The organism is uncultured Brachybacterium sp. (assembly GCF_947500705.1).
GTDB lineage: Bacteria > Actinomycetota > Actinomycetes > Actinomycetales > Dermabacteraceae > Brachybacterium.
This window is the reverse complement of the sequence record NZ_CANMSY010000010.1, coordinates 127,639-143,674: the sequence shown is the minus strand read 5'-3', so window position 1 is coordinate 143,674 and position 16,036 is coordinate 127,639. Positions and strand designations below refer to the sequence as shown.

Annotated in this window: 17 protein-coding genes and 3 tRNA genes; 9 read left to right on the top strand and 11 right to left on the bottom strand. The window is 68.9% G+C overall.

Annotation, left to right across the window (positions count from 1 at the left end; translation table 11 throughout):
- The 5 genes from Q0937_RS15415 to Q0937_RS15395 form a co-directional block, all read right to left on the bottom strand.
- The coding region (locus Q0937_RS15415) for a thioredoxin domain-containing protein (protein ID WP_299305467.1) at positions 1–413 on the bottom strand (413 nt) is incomplete at its 3' end.
- Positions 410–2,305, bottom strand: coding sequence for a cation-translocating P-type ATPase (locus Q0937_RS15410; protein ID WP_299305464.1), 1,896 nt, complete (start codon positions 2,303–2,305; stop codon positions 410–412). The genes Q0937_RS15410 and Q0937_RS15415, both read right to left, overlap by 4 nt.
- Before the next feature lie 137 nt (positions 2,306–2,442).
- Positions 2,443–2,823 carry a helix-turn-helix transcriptional regulator gene (locus Q0937_RS15405; protein WP_299305461.1) on the bottom strand — a complete coding sequence of 127 codons (381 nt, stop codon included), beginning with the start codon at positions 2,821–2,823 and terminating at the stop codon, positions 2,443–2,445.
- A complete protein-coding gene (locus Q0937_RS15400; RefSeq protein WP_299305458.1) occupies positions 2,817–3,338 on the bottom strand; it encodes a hypothetical protein in 522 nt (173 codons plus the stop codon). Before Q0937_RS15400 ends, Q0937_RS15405 begins: the two co-directional genes overlap by 7 nt.
- Positions 3,339–3,466: 128 nt before the next feature.
- Positions 3,467–3,540, bottom strand: a tRNA-Ile gene (locus Q0937_RS15395).
- A 173-nt stretch (positions 3,541–3,713) separates the two neighbouring features.
- Here Q0937_RS15395 and Q0937_RS15390 point away from each other — a divergent pair.
- From Q0937_RS15390 to Q0937_RS15375, 4 genes are all read left to right on the top strand, one after another.
- Positions 3,714–3,785 (top strand) — tRNA-Asn (locus Q0937_RS15390).
- A gap of 76 nt (positions 3,786–3,861) precedes the next feature.
- Entirely contained in the window at positions 3,862–4,338 is a 477-nt protein-coding gene (locus Q0937_RS15385) for an OsmC family protein (RefSeq protein WP_299305455.1), read from the top strand.
- Positions 4,335–4,826, top strand: a complete 492-nt coding sequence (locus Q0937_RS15380; RefSeq protein ID WP_299305452.1) for a peptide deformylase — start codon at positions 4,335–4,337, stop codon at positions 4,824–4,826. The genes Q0937_RS15385 and Q0937_RS15380 overlap by 4 nt, the downstream gene beginning before the upstream one ends.
- Positions 4,827–4,914: 88 nt before the next feature.
- Positions 4,915–5,406 carry a DUF3145 domain-containing protein gene (locus tag Q0937_RS15375; protein WP_299305449.1) on the top strand — a complete coding sequence of 164 codons (492 nt, stop codon included), beginning with the start codon at positions 4,915–4,917 and terminating at the stop codon, positions 5,404–5,406.
- Positions 5,407–5,590: 184 nt separating this feature from the next.
- Here the strand turns inward: Q0937_RS15375 and Q0937_RS15370 are convergent, their stop codons facing one another.
- The 5 genes from Q0937_RS15370 to aceE all read right to left on the bottom strand — a co-directional run bounded on the left by Q0937_RS15370 (position 5,591) and on the right by aceE (position 12,110).
- Entirely contained in the window at positions 5,591–6,832 is a 1,242-nt protein-coding gene (locus Q0937_RS15370) for a beta-ketoacyl synthase (RefSeq protein WP_299305446.1), read from the bottom strand.
- 91 nt (positions 6,833–6,923) lie between these two features.
- Positions 6,924–7,172 (bottom strand): acyl carrier protein, encoded by a 249-nt coding sequence (locus Q0937_RS15365; RefSeq protein WP_010551652.1) that lies wholly within the window; start codon positions 7,170–7,172, stop codon positions 6,924–6,926.
- 126 nt (positions 7,173–7,298) lie between these two features.
- Positions 7,299–8,300, bottom strand: coding sequence for a beta-ketoacyl-ACP synthase III (locus tag Q0937_RS15360; protein ID WP_299305442.1), 1,002 nt, complete (start codon positions 8,298–8,300; stop codon positions 7,299–7,301).
- A gap of 1 nt (position 8,301) precedes the next feature.
- Positions 8,302–9,249, bottom strand: a complete 948-nt coding sequence (locus Q0937_RS15355; protein WP_299305439.1) for an ACP S-malonyltransferase — start codon at positions 9,247–9,249, stop codon at positions 8,302–8,304.
- Between the two features lie 110 nt (positions 9,250–9,359).
- Positions 9,360–12,110, bottom strand: coding sequence for a pyruvate dehydrogenase (acetyl-transferring), homodimeric type (gene aceE / locus Q0937_RS15350; protein ID WP_299305436.1), 2,751 nt, complete (start codon positions 12,108–12,110; stop codon positions 9,360–9,362).
- Between the two features lie 307 nt (positions 12,111–12,417).
- Here aceE and Q0937_RS15345 point away from each other — a divergent pair, with 307 nt between their 5' ends.
- Both Q0937_RS15345 and Q0937_RS15340 read left to right on the top strand, forming a co-directional pair.
- Entirely contained in the window at positions 12,418–12,837 is a 420-nt protein-coding gene (locus Q0937_RS15345) for a DUF3052 domain-containing protein (protein ID WP_299305435.1), read from the top strand.
- A gap of 78 nt (positions 12,838–12,915) precedes the next feature.
- Positions 12,916–12,989 (top strand) — tRNA-Val (locus Q0937_RS15340).
- A 21-nt stretch (positions 12,990–13,010) separates the two neighbouring features.
- On the opposite strand, the gene Q0937_RS15335 is transcribed toward Q0937_RS15340, so the two are convergent.
- Entirely contained in the window at positions 13,011–13,229 is a 219-nt protein-coding gene (locus tag Q0937_RS15335) for a hypothetical protein (RefSeq protein WP_299305433.1), read from the bottom strand.
- A 188-nt stretch (positions 13,230–13,417) separates the two neighbouring features.
- Between Q0937_RS15335 and Q0937_RS15330 the strand changes: the two genes are divergently transcribed.
- Genes Q0937_RS15330 through Q0937_RS15320 form a run of 3 tightly spaced genes read left to right on the top strand, consistent with a single transcriptional unit; the run spans position 13,418 to position 16,028 of the window.
- A complete protein-coding gene (locus Q0937_RS15330) occupies positions 13,418–14,695 on the top strand; it encodes an aminotransferase class V-fold PLP-dependent enzyme (protein WP_299305431.1) in 1,278 nt (425 codons plus the stop codon).
- Complete coding sequence (gene sufU, locus Q0937_RS15325; protein ID WP_299305429.1) at positions 14,692–15,147, top strand: Fe-S cluster assembly sulfur transfer protein SufU; 456 nt, start codon at positions 14,692–14,694, stop codon at positions 15,145–15,147. Before Q0937_RS15330 ends, sufU begins: the two co-directional genes overlap by 4 nt.
- Positions 15,144–16,028, top strand: a complete 885-nt coding sequence (locus Q0937_RS15320) for a Nif3-like dinuclear metal center hexameric protein (protein WP_299305426.1) — start codon at positions 15,144–15,146, stop codon at positions 16,026–16,028. Before sufU ends, Q0937_RS15320 begins: the two co-directional genes overlap by 4 nt.
- Positions 16,029–16,036: the final 8 nt, after the last annotated feature.

The window sequence follows — 16,036 nt, the reverse complement described above, 5'->3', positions numbered from 1 at the left end:
TGGTGACTCCACTCGGCCGCGTTGTCGAACAGCGCCTTGTACATGGCCTCGAACTCGCCCTGCTCTCCGGCGGCCTCGGCCGCCTTGGCGGCTTCGACAGAATTTCCGTGCAGCGGCAGATACCGCACCACGAAGGTCACGCGGTCGCCGTACTCGGCGCGGATCTCCTCGACCGCGGGATACAGGGATAGACAGGCTTCACATTCGAAGTCGAGGTACTCCACGAAGACGACGTCGCTGCTGCCCTCGGACAGCGTGGGACTGTCTTCGCGCACGAGCTGGGCCGACGCGGAACCCGTGCCCTCGGCCGGCGCCGATTCCTGCTCGTCGGGGTTGAGGAAGATGACGAACCCGGCGAAGACCAGCGCAGCTGCTGCGATCAGTGCCAGGGTGAATTTCGTGCTCCTGCTCATGCGGCGGGTCCTCCCACAGTCGACGTCTCGCGCAGATCCTGCCGGATCGGCCTGGACGGCTCCTGCGCGCCCACCCCTTTGGTGCGTGCGGCCCGCATGCCGTTGGCGATCACCACGACTTCGGCGACCTCGTGCACGAGCACCACCGCGGCCAGACCCAGCACCCCGAACAATGCCAGGGGGAACAGCACCACGATGATCGCCAGCGCGAGGGCGATGTTCCCGGTCATGATGCGGCGGCCCCGGCGAGCATGTGCCAGAGCGGCGGGGATCTGTCGCAGGTCCGTGCCGGTGAAGGCGACGTCGGCCGACTCGACCGCTGCTGCCGTGCCGGTCGCTCCCATCGCGATGCCCACGGTCGCTGACGCGAGGGCGGGCGCATCGTTGATGCCGTCTCCGATCATCGCGGTCGGGGCCTGCTCCGAGAGGCGACGGACGTGGGCGGCCTTGTCGGCGGGCAGCTGCTCGGCATGAACTTCCTCGATACCGGCCTCCGCCGCGATCGCGCGAGCGGTCAGGGTGTTGTCGCCGGTGAGCATGACCGTGCGAATGCCCTGGGCGTGCAGCGCAGCAACCGTCGCGGCAGCTTCCGGGCGCAGCTCGTCGCGGATGCCGACAGCGCCGATCACCTGGCCTTCCTCCTCGACCATGACGACGCTCATTCCACCTGCGGCCATCTCGCGAGTACGGTTCTCGAGCTGGCCAGGGGAGATCCAGCGGGGACTTCCTACGCGCATCAACCGGCCACCGATGTTGCCGGTGATGCCGTGTCCGGGGGTTTCCTGGACATCGTCGGCGTCCACCGTGGTATCGGTTGCGGCGAGGATGGCGGTGGCGAGGGGGTGAGCGCTGGCGGATTCGAGAGCAGCGGCCGCTGCGAGGACCTCCTCACGGCTGCGGCCCTCGCTTGTGGCGACATCCACGACCCTGGGTTCGTTGCGGGTGAGCGTCCCGGTCTTGTCCAGTGCAACAGTGCGGATCGTCCCCAGCTGCTCGAAGGCGGCGCCGGACTTGATGACCACACCGAGCTTGCTCGCGGAGCCGATCGAGGAGATCACCGTCACCGGCACGGCGATCGCCAACGCGCAGGGCGACGCGGCGACGAGCACCACCAGGGCACGCTCGATCCAGATCGCCGGTTCTCCGGTGAGGACGCCGATCAGTGCGACCAGTGCGGCGACGATCAGCACCACGGGGACGAGGGGACGGGCGATGCGATCAGCGAGGCGCGCACGTTCACCCTTGGCGGCGTGGGCCTGCTCGACCAGGCGCACGATCTGGGTCAGCGAGTTGTCTCGACCGTCAGCCGTGGCACGCAGCGATAGCGAGCCCGAGCCGTTGACCGAACCTGCATGCACCTCATCCCCAGGGCCGACCTCGACCGGTATGGACTCGCCCGTGATCGCGGAGGTATCCACCCAGGAGCGCCCGGAGACGATGACCCCGTCCGTGGCTACCTTGTCGCCCGCGCCGAGCAGGAGCACGTCGTCGCAGCGGACCTCCGCAGCCGCGATGGTCTGAGATCCTCCTCCCGGGCGTGAGACGCGAGCAGTTTCGGGGATGAGCGCGAGCAGTGCCCGCAGGCCCTGCTTCGCACGATCCATCGACCGGTCCTCGAGCGCCTCTGCGAGGGAGAACAGGAACGCCAATGCGGCGGCTTCGCCGATGTGCCCTAACAGCACCGCACCGAGCGCGGCAATGGTCATCAACAGGCCCACACCGAGCCGACCGCGTCCACGGCCCTGCACCAGGCGACGCAAAGTGCCGGGGACGAAGGTCCAGGCCCCGGCCAGCAGGGCGAGAACGTGGGCCGCGAGACCGGCCGTGCTGAGCCCTGCCCAACCGATCAAGAGCCCCACTACCCACAAGACACCGGACGCGACCGGCAGCATCAGCGCACGATCGCGCCACCACGGTGTGGGCTCTTCGAGCTCGAGCGCCTCCGGCGGACCACTGCTTCCGCAGCATGCATCTTCCACCACTGGGGCCACGGGGGGTGCGGGCTTCTCGGGACCGCAGCAGTCGTCGCTCATCGCGCACCCGCCTCGGAGCGCACCTCAACGGACGCGTCGCAGCACAGCGGGACGTCACAGTCCTCGTCAGTGCACGGAAGGCCGTCGTCAACCGCGAGCACGGTATCGACCAGGACCGAGAGCGCCTTGGTCAGGTGCGCGTCTGCGATCTCATAGCGCGTGCGTCGCCCCTCGGGGGATGCGACCACGATGCCGCAGCCGCGCAGGCAGGAGAGGTGATTGGATACGTTCGTACGGGTCAGCGACAACTCCTCCGCCAGTACCGCGGTATAGCCGGGATGGTCGAGGAGGGACAGCAGGATGCGGGAACGAGTGGGGTCGGCCATGGCCCGGCCGAGCCGATTCATGACCTCAAGACGCGAAGCTTTAGTCAGCATGCACTGACCATACAGCATGTGATGACCAATTCGGGAGCCGGCAGCTGCTCGACGAGCGAAAGCTCGTGCCGCTTGAGGGTAGTGAGCATCACCCCTCCGAGTCGAGCCATCGAGCGAACCCCGAGTGTCGTGCCGGGGGTCGAGGTCGCGCGAGCGACCGAGAGAGGGAGTGCGCAGCGCGCGTGCGGCCACTCGAGCACCTCCCGTCTCGTGCGCCGAAAGATGGTCTGCACCGGCCGAGTCTCGGGCTGAAGATCGTGGCAGCCGAGGAGCCCGTGCAACCACGTCGTACCACGACCGAGCGCGACGGAGAGCGCCTCCATCGGAACGCCGTCGTCGACGATGGATCGGCAGGCTTCCGCCGGTCGGCGCTCTTCGGGGCCGCGGACGGCTCGGCGGGAGAAGCCGGGATCTTCGGCGATCCGGTCGAGGGGCTGCCCGTTGTCCCTGCGTCTGAGGACCTCTTCAGTGTCGGCGAAAGGTTGCCCCTTCTGGCCACCGAGGGTCAGGTCCACGGCAGTGGGGCGGACAGGCAGGGGGAGCCGCTCCTGAAGCGCGAGTCCATACGAGAGATCATTTCTCGCTCTCAACTCGCTCCTCGCTATTCCGGAATGTACCGAAGCGGGTGAACCTGCTGGTCAAGTAGCCCAGGCGGGGCTTGAACCCGCGACCGACGGATTATGAGTCCGCTGCTCTGACCGGCTGAGCTACTGGGCCGTGCGCTCCCGAGGAGCGCACCCGAATCTACCGCACCAGGCCCGCTCGCACGGACACCGCCGCCCACCGTCTGGTCCCGGCCGGCAGGGCGTTACCTTCGTCATAGTGGCCGGTGGGAGCGCAGAACGGAGATGCGAACACCGGCCGGATCCTGCTACAGTCGTTCAGGTCGATCCCGCATAGCTCAACGGCAGAGCACTCGACTGTTAATCGAGCGGTTCTTGGTTCGAATCCAAGTGCGGGAGCCCCACACAGGAGCACAGCCCCGGAGATCTCCGGGGCTGTCCCATTTTCTGATGGTTCTCGCGAAGGAGAAGGGCGATGCCCACCGTCCCCGATGATCGTTTCGAGCTTCCGGAGAACTTCGGTCCCGGCAGCGTCTGGGCGGACCGCTCCGGCGAGCGCACCCTGATGGGTCGCAACCAGCGCGGCCTCGAGATCCCGATCGGCCACGGCGAAGGCGAGATCAACCCCGGTGAGCTGCTGAAGCTCGCGCTGATCGGCTGCGCCGGGATGAGCTCGGACCTGAACCTCGCCCGCCGTCTGGGGGAGGACTTCAGCATGCGTCTGTGGGCTCACGGCACGTCCGACGAGGCCGAGAACCGCTACCTGAGCATCGCCGAAGAGGTGCAGCTCCCGCTCGAGGGGCTCACCGAGGCCGAGGTCGAGACCGTGGTGAAGGTGTTCGGCCGTGCGGTCGCCGCCGGCTGCACGGTCGAGCGGACCGTCGTCCCCGGTGTGGAGGTCACCCACCGCGTGCTCGGCGCCGAGCAGGACGAGCAGGAGCCGCAGGCATGACCATCCGTCCCATCCGCGTCGTCGGCGACCCCGTGCTGCGCACCGCCTGCGACCCCATCACGACGATCACCGACGGCACCCGCACCCTGGTGCGCGACCTGCTGGACACCGTGGACGACGAGGGCCGGGCCGGCGTCGCCGCCAACCAGATCGGCGTGAACCTGCGCGCCTTCTCCTGGCACCTGGTGGAGAAGCAGGAGCTGGGCTACATCCTGAACCCGGTCATCGTCGAGCTCTCCGAGGAGCTCCAGCACGACGACGAGGGCTGCCTCTCGGTGCCCGGGCTGTTCTTCCCGCGCACGCGCTCCGCCTACGCGCGGTGCGTCGGGACGAACCTCGAGGGCGAGGAGATCGAGTTCGCGGGGGAGGGGATCATCGCACGCCTGATCCAGCACGAGGTCGGCCACCTCGACGGTGCGCTCTACATCGACGGACTGGAGCGGTCCGTCAAGAAGCGCGCTTTGCGCCAGATCAGGGAGACCCTCTAAGCTCTACCCGGAGCGACACCTCTGTCACCAGATCCATCCGCGGTACCGATTCGTTGGGGAAGACGCATCGGAGACCGGAAGGAACGAGATGACTCAGGGCGTTCTGTATATTCACTCCGCGCCGCGGGCCCTCACGCCGCATATCGAATGGGCCGCCAGCGGAGTTCTCGGCATGCCCGCACGCATCCGCTGGGAGGAGCAGCCGGTGAGCCGTGGGCTGCAGCGGGCCGAGATGACCTGGCGCGGACGCGAGGACACCGGCGCCCAGCTGGTCAGCGCGCTGCGGGGCATGAACGAGGTGCGCTTCGAGGTCACCCAGGAAGCCACCGCCGCAGTGGATGGCGCCCGCTGGAGCTGCACCCCCGAGCTCGGGATCCATCACGCGGCCACCGACCATGCGGGGAACATCGTCCTCACCGAGGATCATGTGCGCGGCTGCATGGAACGGGCGGGGAATGACCCCCACGCTCTCCATCGCGAGCTCGACATCGCGCTCGGCGCCCCCTGGGACGAGGACCTCGAGATCTACCGCCACGCCGGCGAGGGTGTGCCGATGAGGTGGCTGCACCGCGTGAGCTGAGCACCTCGGCCCCCGCACGCTTCCCGGCAGCTCGTGACACGAGATCGACGTTCGGTACAGGATTCGGTGGCGAATCTGTTCCGAACGTCGATCTCGGCACGGCATGCAGGGCCGGCAGAGCCTGCACGGCCTGCAGGGCACGGCGTGGGCGTCACGCTGTGCCCTGCGGCCGTACGGCGGCGGCTCAGGCGCTGGTGAACACCACGGCGATGTCGTGGCCGCCGAAGCCGAAGGCGTTGTTCAGCACGGCGATGTCGCCGCCCGGCAGCTCGGCCGGGGTGTCCTGGGCGATCCGCATCGGGGTCTCGGGATCGAGGTTCTCGATGTTGATCGTCGGTGGTGCGAGGCGGTGGTGCGAGGCGAGGACCGAGAAGACGGACTCGAGCGCCCCGGCGCCGCCCAGCAGGTGACCGGTCATCGACTTGGTCGAGCTGACCACGATCTGGTCCGTGATCCCGCCCAGCGCGGTGGAGACGGAGTTGAGTTCGCCGATGTCGCCGAGCGGGGTCGAGGTGCCGTGGGAGTTGAGATGCACGATGTCCTGCGCCGCGACGTCCGCATCCTCGACCGCTTCGCGGATGGCGCTCGCCTGGCCCTCGGGCGAGGGGGCGGAGATGTGATGAGCATCCGCGGCCATGCCGCGCCCGGAGGCGTAGGCGTACACGCGGGCACCGCGGGCGGCGGCGTGCTCCTCGCTCTCGAGCACCAGGATGGCAGCGCCCTCACCGAGCACGAAGCCGTCGCGGTCCACGTCATAGGGACGGGAGGCGGTCTGCGGATCGTCGACCCGGCCCGAGAGGGCCCGGATGTTCGCGAAGGCGGCGATGGTCATCGGATGGATCGACGCCTCGGTGCCGCCGACCACGACCACGTCGGCGCGGCCGTCGCGGATCATCCCCATTCCGAGCGCGACGGCTTCGGAGCCGGAGGCGCAGGCGGAGACCGGGGTGTGGGCGCCGGCGCGGGCGCCGAGCTCCATCGAGATGTTGGCGGCCGAGGAGTTCGCCATCAGCATCGGGACGGTGTAGGGGTTGACGCGGCGGGCGCCGCGCTCGCGCACCACGTCCCACTGGTCCAGAGTGGTCCAGATGCCGCCGATGCCGGTGCCGACCACGACGCCGAGCCGCTCGGGGGCAACCTCGGGGGCGCCGGCATCGGCCCAGGCCTGACGGGCGGCGACCATGGCGTACTGGCCCGAGGGGTCCAGCTTCTTGGACTCGGGACGGGTGAGGGAGTCGAGTGCGCCGGGAACGATCTGGCAGGCGAAGTCCACGGACAGCCCGTAGCGCTCCTTCCAGTCGTTGTCGAAGGTGCGCGCGGTGGAGGTCCCGGCCAGGGCGGCCTCCCAGGTGGAGGCCACGTCACCGCCGAGCGGGTTGACTGTGCCGAGGCCGGTCACGGCGACACGGGAACGGGGAGCGGACATACGGACCTCCGGGTCGGGGCGGCTGTCGGGTCAAGACGGAAGATCAGACGGCGACGCCCGGGACGGGATCGTCCCGGGCGTCAGGCGGGGCTCAGTTCTGGGCGCCCGCGATGTACTTGACGGCGTCGCCGACGGTCGCGAGGTTCTTGACCTCTTCGTCGGGGATGCGCACGTCGAACTTCTCTTCGGCGTTGACGACGATGGTCATCATCGAGATGGAGTCGATATCGAGGTCGTCGGTGAAGGACTTCTCCAGCTTGACGTCCTCGGTGGCGACACCGGTCTCCTCGTTGACGATCTCGGCGAGGCCCTCGAGGATCTCGTTCTCGGTGTGTGCCATGGGTGCTCCTTCAGATGTGCGGATGTGTGGCGGTCACAGACTACCCGTGCTACCGCGGGGTAATCGGCCAGCGGGGATCGTGTCCCCGCTGAGGCGTGATGCGGGCGACAGAGCACCCGCGACGAATCAGGGCAGGATCAGCACCTGGCCTGCGTAGGCAAGGCCGGCACCGAAGCCGAACTGCACGAGCACGTCGCCGCTCTTGACGGCGCCCTCCTCGATGAGTCGGTGCGTGGCCAGCGGGATCGAGGCGGCGGAGGTGTTCCCGGTCTCGGCGATATCCCGGCCGATCACCACGGACTCGGGCAGCTTCAGCTGCTTGGCGAGCTCGTCGATGATCCGCATATTGGCCTGGTGGGGCACGAACACATCGATGTCCTCGATGGTCAGACCCGATTTGTCGAGCATCTCGCGGATCTTCTCGGCGGTGTGCCAGACGGCCCAGCGGAACACGGTGCGGCCATCCTGCTCGAGGGTGGGCCAGGGCCCGTCGCCGTCGCGGAAGTTCACGAGCGAGTTCGTCATCCGGATGGTGTTCCAGTTGTCGCCGTCGCTGCCCCAGACGGTGGGGCCGATCTTCGGGGTGTCGCTTTGGCCGACGACCGCAGCTCCCGCGCCATCGCCCAGCAGGAAGGAGATCGAACGATCAGCGGGGTCGACGAAGTCCGAGAGCTTCTCCGCGCCGATCACGAGCACATTGCGCGCCGCCCCGGAGCGGATCAGCGAATCGGCCTGGCCGATCCCGTAGGCGAAGCCCGCGCAGGCGGCGGAGATGTCATAGGCGATGACGTCGGGCCGGCCCAGCTCTCCGGCCAGCAGCGTGGCCAGGGACGGGGTCGGATACGGGAAGGAGATGGTGGAGACGATGATCGCGTCGAGCGTCTCCAGATCGATCCCGGAGCGCTCGATGGCCTCCTTCGCCGCCGTGAGCGAGAGGTCCTTGACGCCGACGTCCTTGCTGGCCCGCATGCGGGTGATGATGCCGGTGCGCTGCCGGATCCACTCATCGGAGGAGTTGATCGGGCCGACCAGATCGTCGTTAGGGACGACGACATCGCCGCGAGCCGCGCCGTAGGCGAGGACCTGCGAGCCGGGAACGGTCTTCTGGGTGGTGAGGGAGACGGCCATGTCAGTTCTCCTGGTCCGTGGAAGCGGTGCCGGCATGGTCGCGCACCAGGGCGCGGGCCGACTCGAGGTCGTCGGGGGTGTTGAGGTTCGCGAGCGCGATCCCCTTCAGCTCACGCTTGGCGAGCCCGGTGAGGGTCCCGGCGGGGGCGACCTCGATCAGCGCGGTCACGCCGCGCTCACGCAGCACCGCCATGCAGGCCTCCCAGTCGACGGGGGAGGCGACCTGGTTCACGATCAGCTCGAGGTAGCGAGAGCCCGAGGAGACGACCTCGCCACCGGCATTGGAGACCAGCGGGACCGTCGGGTCCGAGGGGTGCAGCCCGGGCGCGAACGCCGCCAGCTCCTCGCGGGCCCCGGCCATGTACGGGGTGTGGAAGGCGCCGGCGACCTGGAGGGGGATCACGCGAGCCTTCACGGGCCCGTCCTCGACCAGGGCGGCGATCTGCTCGGCCGCCCCGGCGGCGACGACCTGCGCGGCGGAGTTGAGGTTCGCCGCGTGCAGTCCGTGGCGCTGGATCGTGGCGAGGACGTCCTCGCGGGTGCCGCCGACGACGGCGGCCATGGAGGTGGGCTCGGCAGCGGCGGAGTGCGCCATCGCCTGGGACCGGACGGCGACCAGTCGCATGGCGTCCTCGTTGTTCAGCACCCCGGCCAGCGCCGCGGCGGTGAGCTCGCCGACGCTGTGGCCGGCGAAGACGTCGGCCGTGGGGAGACCCTGCTCCTGGTAGAGGGAGGAGGCGGCGATGATGCCTGCAGCGACCAGCAGCGGCTGGGCCACGGCGGTGTCACGGATCGTGTCCGCATCGGACTCGGTGCCGTGACGGAGCAGGTCGATGCCTGCAGCGTCGGAGAGCGCTGACAGTGCCTGATCGACACCGGGCAGTTCACGCCATGGACTCAGGAATCCGGGCTTCTGGGCCCCTTGTCCGGGACAGACGATCGCGAGCACTGGTACCTCCAGGGAGAGACGGGGCACGGCCCGCTCGGAGGACGAGACGGGCCGGCTGGGGTGAGACCGTCGGGCCGTCCGTCACCAGGACGGACGGCCCGACGGGGAGATCAGGACTCGCCGCCGAACGAACCGGACTGGCCGGCGTTCACGTTCGTCAGGTCGTACTTGTCGATGGCCTGGCGCACCACCGAGGGATCCACCTTGCCCTCCTTGGCGAGCAGCTGCAGGGCCTTGACGACCATGGAGTGCGCGTCGATCTTCAGATGGCGGCGGGCCGCCGGACGGGTGTCCGAGAAGCCCCAGCCGTCGGCGCCGAGCACGCCGTAGCGGCCCGGGATCCACTCGCGGATCATGTCCGGGACCATGAAGTCGTAGTCGGAGGTCGCGATGAACGGACCCTCGACGCCCTCGAGCTTCTGGGAGATCCACGGGGTGCGCTGATCCTCAGGGTGCAGGAGGTTGTGCTTCTCGGCCTCCTGAGCCTCCTTGCGCATCTCGGTCCACGACGTGACAGACCAGACGTTGGCCTTCACGCCCCAGTCCTCGGAAAGGAGCTCACGGGCATGCAGCGCCCACGGGACGCCGACGCCGGAGGCGAGCAGCTGGGCCTCGGGGCCGTCGCCCTCGGGCTTGGCCTGGTTGAGGTACATGCCCTTGAGCAGACCCTCGACGTCCAGGTTCTCGGGCTCCTTGGGCTGCACCATCGGCTCGTTGTAGACCGTGATGTAGTAGAAGACCTCCGCCACCCGATCGTCGACGCCGTACATGCGCTGCAGACCGTCCCGGATGATGTGGCCGAGCTCGTACCCATAGGTCGGGTCGTAGATCACGGCGCCGGGGTTGGTCGCAGCGAGGATCGGCGAATGGCCGTCCATGTGCTGCAGTCCCTCACCCGCGAGCGTGGTCTTGCCGGCGGTCGCGCCGATCACGAAGCCCTTGGCCATCTGGTCGCCGGCGGCCCAGAAGAAGTCGCCGGTGCGCTGGAAACCGAACATCGAGTAGAAGATGTAGAACGGGATCATCGGGAAGTCGTGCGTGGCGTACGAGGTGCCCGCCGCGGTGAAGGCCGCCGTGGAGCTGATCTCGTTGATGCCCATGTGCTTGATCTGGCCGGAGGTGGACTCCTTGTAGGCCAGCAGCAGGTCACGGTCCACCGACAGGTAGTTCTGACCGTCGGGGTTGTAGATCTTCGCCGTCGGGAACAGCGAGTCCATGCCGAAGGTGCGGGCCTCGTCGGGCACGATCGGAACCCAGCGCTTACCGGTCTCCTTGTCGCGCATGAGGTCCTTCAGCAGGCGCACGAGCGCCATCGTGGAGGCGATCTCCTGCTTGCCGGAGCCGCGCTTGACGACCTCGTACGCCTTGTCGCCGGGCAGCTCGAGCGGCTTGTGCTCGGTACGACGCGAGGGCACCGGACCGCCCAGGGCCGCGCGGTGCTCCTTGAGGTACTTCATCACCGGCGAGTCGTCCTCCGGCAGGTAGAACGGTGCGTCGTAGACGCTGTCCGCGGAGTCCAGCTGCTCGTCGCTGATCGGGATCCGCAGCGTGTCGCGGAGGGCCTTGAGGTCCTCGGGGGTGAACTTCTTCATCTGGTGGGTCGCATTGCGGCCCGCGAAGTTCTTGCCCAGCCGGTAGCCCTTGACCGTGTGGGCCAGGATCACGGTGGGCTTGCCGTTGCGCTCGGTGGTGGCCTGCTTGAACGCGGCGTAGATCTTCTTCGTGTCGTGGCCGCCGCGGGACAGCTTCCACCAGATGTCCTCGTCGGACATGTCCTCGACGAGCGCCTTGGTGCGCGGGTCGCGGCCGAAGAAGTTGTCGCGGATGAACCCGCCGGACTCGGCGCGGTAGGTCTGGTAGTCGCCATCCGGGGTGGCGTTCATCAGGTCGATGAGGGCGCCGTCGGTGGACGCCTCGAGCAGCGGATCCCAGCCCGCGCCCCAGATCACCTTGATGACGTTCCAGCCGGCACCGCGGAACTGGCTCTCCAGCTCCTGGATGATCTTGCCGTTGCCACGGACAGGTCCGTCCAGGCGCTGCAGGTTGCAGTTCACCACGAAGGTGAGGTTGTCCAGGTGCTCCTTCGCGGCGATGTGCAGCGCGCCGCGGGATTCGACCTCGTCCATCTCGCCGTCGCCGAGGAACGCCCAGGTGTGCTGCTCGCTGGTGTCCTTCAGACCACGGTTCTGGAGGTAGCGGTCGAAGGAGGCCTGCTCGATCGCCGCGACCGGGCCGATGCCCATCGAGACTGTCGGGAACTCCCAGAAGTCCTGCATCGCCCGCGGGTGCGGATAGGAGGGCATCCCGTGCTCGCTGGAGAACTCCTGGCGGAAGCCGTCGAGGTCGTCCTGGGAGAGGCGGCCCATCATGTAGGCGCGCGAGTAGATGCCGGGGGAGGCATGGCCCTGGAAGAAGACGTGGTCGCCGCCGCCGGGGTGGTTGCGGCCGCGGAAGAAGTGGTTGAAGCCGACCTCGTACATCGTCGCGATCGAGGCGTAGCTCGAGAGGTGCCCGCCGACGCCGATCCCGGGAGCCTGCGCCCGGTGCACCACCATCGCCGCGTTCCAGCGGTTGATGTTGCGCAGCTCCTTCTCGAGCTCGAGGTCACCGGGGTACTCCGGCTGCTGCTCGACCGAGATCGTGTTCACATAGTCCGTGGTGAGGGACTCGGGGAGGTGGATGTCCTCCTCGCGAGCGTGCTGGATGACGCTCTGGACGATCTCGGAGGCGCGCTCGGCGCCGCGGTGCTCGACGAGACCGTCGAACGAATCCAGCCACTCCCGGGTCTCCTCCGGGTCGGGATCCTGGGCGTGGCTCGGCAGGTTGATGCCGATGGGACGAGGGGTCTCGTGCGAAGTCACACTGTCCTTCTCTCTACGGGAGGGGGCGGACCGGCCGGGGGAGCGGGAATCGCCGGTGGGCCCTGCTCCGTCGGCCTCGGTGCCTGCAAGCCTACCTTCGCCGAGAGGGCCCGGGACCTTCACGGTCGCTTCACATCTGTGACACGTCGGACATCGAATTCTCCGGTGCTGCGGTCCGGGACTCTCGTCCCGGAATGCATGTGACGTGCGCGTGACATAGAATCAGGCCCGCGCAGCACGGCCTCGGGCCCTGCAGGCCCCCGTCGCTGCCGAGTTCGCTCTACCCCTGCTCTGAAGGAGTCCTTTCTTGTCACCGTCGGCAGACGCCACTTCGTCCAGCTCCCTCGCCGAGGTGCTGAGCTTCACCACTGGCCAGATCGTGCAGGAGATCGGCTACGACGATGACGTCGATCTCGACCTGCGCGACGCGATCGAGGACCTCATCGGCGACGAGCTCGAGGACGAGGACACCCAGGAGATCGTCGACGCCGTGGTGCTGTGGTGGCGCGATGGCGACGGTGACCTCACCGACGCCATGGTCGACACCCTGCGGAACATCGAGCCCGGCGCGCCGGTATGGATGCTGGTTCCCAAGGCTGGCCGGCCCGGTCACGTGATGCCGGGGGACATCCAGGAGAGTGCGAGCATCGCCGGGCTGCGGGTGATGACCTCGGTGAGCCTCGCGCCGGACTGGACCGGCACCCGCCTGGCCAGCCGCACCAGCTGAGCTGTGCCGCGGGGCGCTCCCGGTGAGGAGCGTCACGACGCCCGATGAGTCGGGTGTCATGGGGGTTCGCCCCCGCCCGGGTCGTTAGCTCAGTTGGTCAGAGCGCCTGGTTTACACCCAGGAGGTCGGGGGTTCGAGCCCCTCACGACCCACCGGAACCTTCCCCGCAGCTCTCACCGGGTCACGGTGTACAGCAGCACCAGCGCCACCGGCACAGCGACGATCAGGCAGCCCCAGATCACACCGGTCTGGCGCTCCTTCGCCTTCTCCTCTGGAGTCTTCTCCGGTGCCTCCGGGCGTCCGGACCTCTCCCATTCCTCGCGGGCGCGCTGGCGCCGCATCAGGAGCTGTCCGATCAGGATGACCACCGAGACCAGGATGGCCACGGCCATGGCGAGCAGGATGAGATTCGTGATGGCGGTGCCTCCGGCAGGTCGCAGGGGTGAGGGGCTGTGCACAGGGTCTCACGGCCCGGCCCGTCGACCTGGACGCTTCCTATACTGGCGGGGCAGCCATGACCGGCGTGCTCCGCAGCTCGCGGAGCCTGGGCCGGAGCCCCGTTGAAGGAGGAGCCGCGCAGGTGAGTGCACTCAGCAGAGAGTTCGATGTCGAGGCGATTCGCGCAGACTTCCCGATCCTCACCCGGATGCTCGATCCGGACACCCCTCTGATCTACCTCGACGGCGGTGCCACCTCGCAGCGCCCCCGGCAGGTCATCGACGCCGAGGTCGCCTACCTCCTCCACGACAACGCCGCGGTCAAGCGCGGCGCCCACCGGATGGCGGGTCTCGCGACCGACGCCTATGAGGGCGCCCGCGAACGCATCGCCGACTTCATCGGCGCCCCGTCGCCCGACGAGGTGGTGTTCACCAAGAACGCCACCGAGGCGCTGAACCTGGTCGCGTATTCCCTGGGCAACGGCGACGACTCCACGCCGGCCCGGCTGCGGGTGCGCGAAGGGGACGAGATCCTGGTGACGGAGATGGAGCACCACGCGAACCTGGTGCCCTGGCAGGAGCTCGCCCGGCGCACCGGCGCGAGACTGCGCTGGATCCCGGTGACGGACGACTTCACCCTCGACCTCACCGATCTCGGCACGCTGGTCACCGAGCGCACCAAGGTCATCGCCTTCACCCACCAGTCCAACGTGCTGGGCACCGTGAACCCGGTCGCCGCGCTGGTCGAGGCCGCGCGTGCCGTCGGCGCCCTCACCGTGCTGGATGCCGCGCAGTCCGCCCCGCACATGCCCTTCGATGTCGCCGCGCTCGGTGTCGACTTCGTGGCCCTGTCCGGGCACAAGATGCTCGGCCCCACCGGGATCGGCGTGCTGTGGGGGCGGTACGAGCTGCTGGCCGAGCTGCCGCCCTTCCTCACCGGCGGCTCCATGATCGAAATGGTCCACATGGACCGCTCCACCTTCGCCGAGCCGCCCGCCCGCTTCGAGGCCGGCACCCCGCCGATCTCGCAGGCCGTCGGCCTCGCGGCAGCCTGCGACTATCTCGACGCGCTCGGGATGGAGCGCATCGCCGCCCATGAGCAGGCGCTCACCCAGCAGGCGCTGACCGGCCTCGCCGCGATCGACGGCGTGCGGATCATCGGCCCTGCGGCGTCTCCCTCGCGTGCCGGTGCCGTGGCCTTCGACGTCGCCGGTCGTCACCCCCACGATGTGGGCCAGGTGCTCGACTCCCTGGGCATCGAGGTGCGCGTGGGCCACCACTGCGCATGGCCCCTGCATCGCCGCTTCGGGGTGCACGGCACCACCCGGGCCAGCTTCTCCGTCCACACCACCGCCGCCGAGGTCGACGCCTTCGTCCACGGCGTCGCCCACACCATCGACTTCTTCGGATCCCTCTCATGAGCAACCAGCTGTCCGCCCTGTACACCGAGCTCGTGATCGAGCACGACAAGCGCCCCCTGCACGCCGGGCTGCGCGAGCCTTTCGACACCGAGGTCCATCACGTGAACCCCACCTGCGGCGACGAGATCACGCTGCGCCTGCGCCTCGCCGAAGGCGGTGAGCGGATCGAGGACATCTCCTACGACGCCGTCGGCTGCGCGATGAGCCGCGCCGCCGCCTCGATGATGGCGGACCTGCTGATCGGTCGCACCATCGAGGAGGTCGCCCCCGCGCAGGACCATTTCGAAGCGGCCATGCGCTCGCGCGGACGGCTCGAGGGCGATGAGGACCTCATCGGCGACAGCATCGCCCTGCTCGGCGCGGCGAAGTTCCCGGCCCGGGTGAAATGCGTGCTGATGCCCTGGAAGGCCTACCAGGCCGCGCTGGTCGAAGCGCGGATGCTGGGAGCATGAGCGCTGTGCAGAGCACGCCCGGATCCGGCACCCACGCCGCCGCCTCGACCGTCAGCGCCGTGATCGGCGCCCTCGAGGCCGCCTACCCCCGCTCCTGGGCGGAGCCCTGGGACCGGGTGGGCCTGGTGCTGGGAGAGCGGGGCGCCGCGGTGCGGCGCGTGCTGCTGGCAGTGGATCCGACGGTGTCGGTCGCTCGCGAGGCGGTGGACCACGGCGCAGAGCTCCTGGTCACCCACCACCCGCTGCTGCTTCGCGGAGCCAGCTTCCTCCCGGCCGACGACGGCAAGGGCGCCGTGGTCACCCACCTGCTGCGCCACGGCACCGCCCTGTGGTGCGGGCATACGAACGTGGACCGCTCCACCCGCGGCACCGTCGGCGCCTGGATCTCGCAGCTCGGCCTGCAGGACGCCGCCGCGCTGATCCCGGGGGAGGTGCCTGCTGACGCGGCGCACGGCTCCCACCGCTTCGGACTCGGTGCGGTGGGAACTCTCCCCGCGGCCACGACGGTGGGGGAGCTGAGCTCCGCGATCGCAGGCATCGTCCCGGCCACCGCCCGCGGGATCCTCCACACCGGCCACGCCGACCGGCCGGTGCGCCGCGTCGCCGTCTGCCCGGGCGCCGGGGACTCCTTCCTCGAGGCCGCCGCCGGCGCCGAGGTCGATGTGTACATCACCTCGGACCTGCGTCACCATCCGGCACTCGAGCATCTCGAATCCGCCGCTGATCCCGCAGCGGTGCCGGCGCTGATCGACGTGCCCCATGCCGCGAGCGAGGCGCTCTGGCTGCCGCTGGCGAAGGAGCTGCTCGAGACCGCGCTGCCCGGTCTCGAGGTGCTCCTCAGCGAGCACACCACCGACCCCTGGGGCGGCCGCGCCAGCTGACGTCGCTC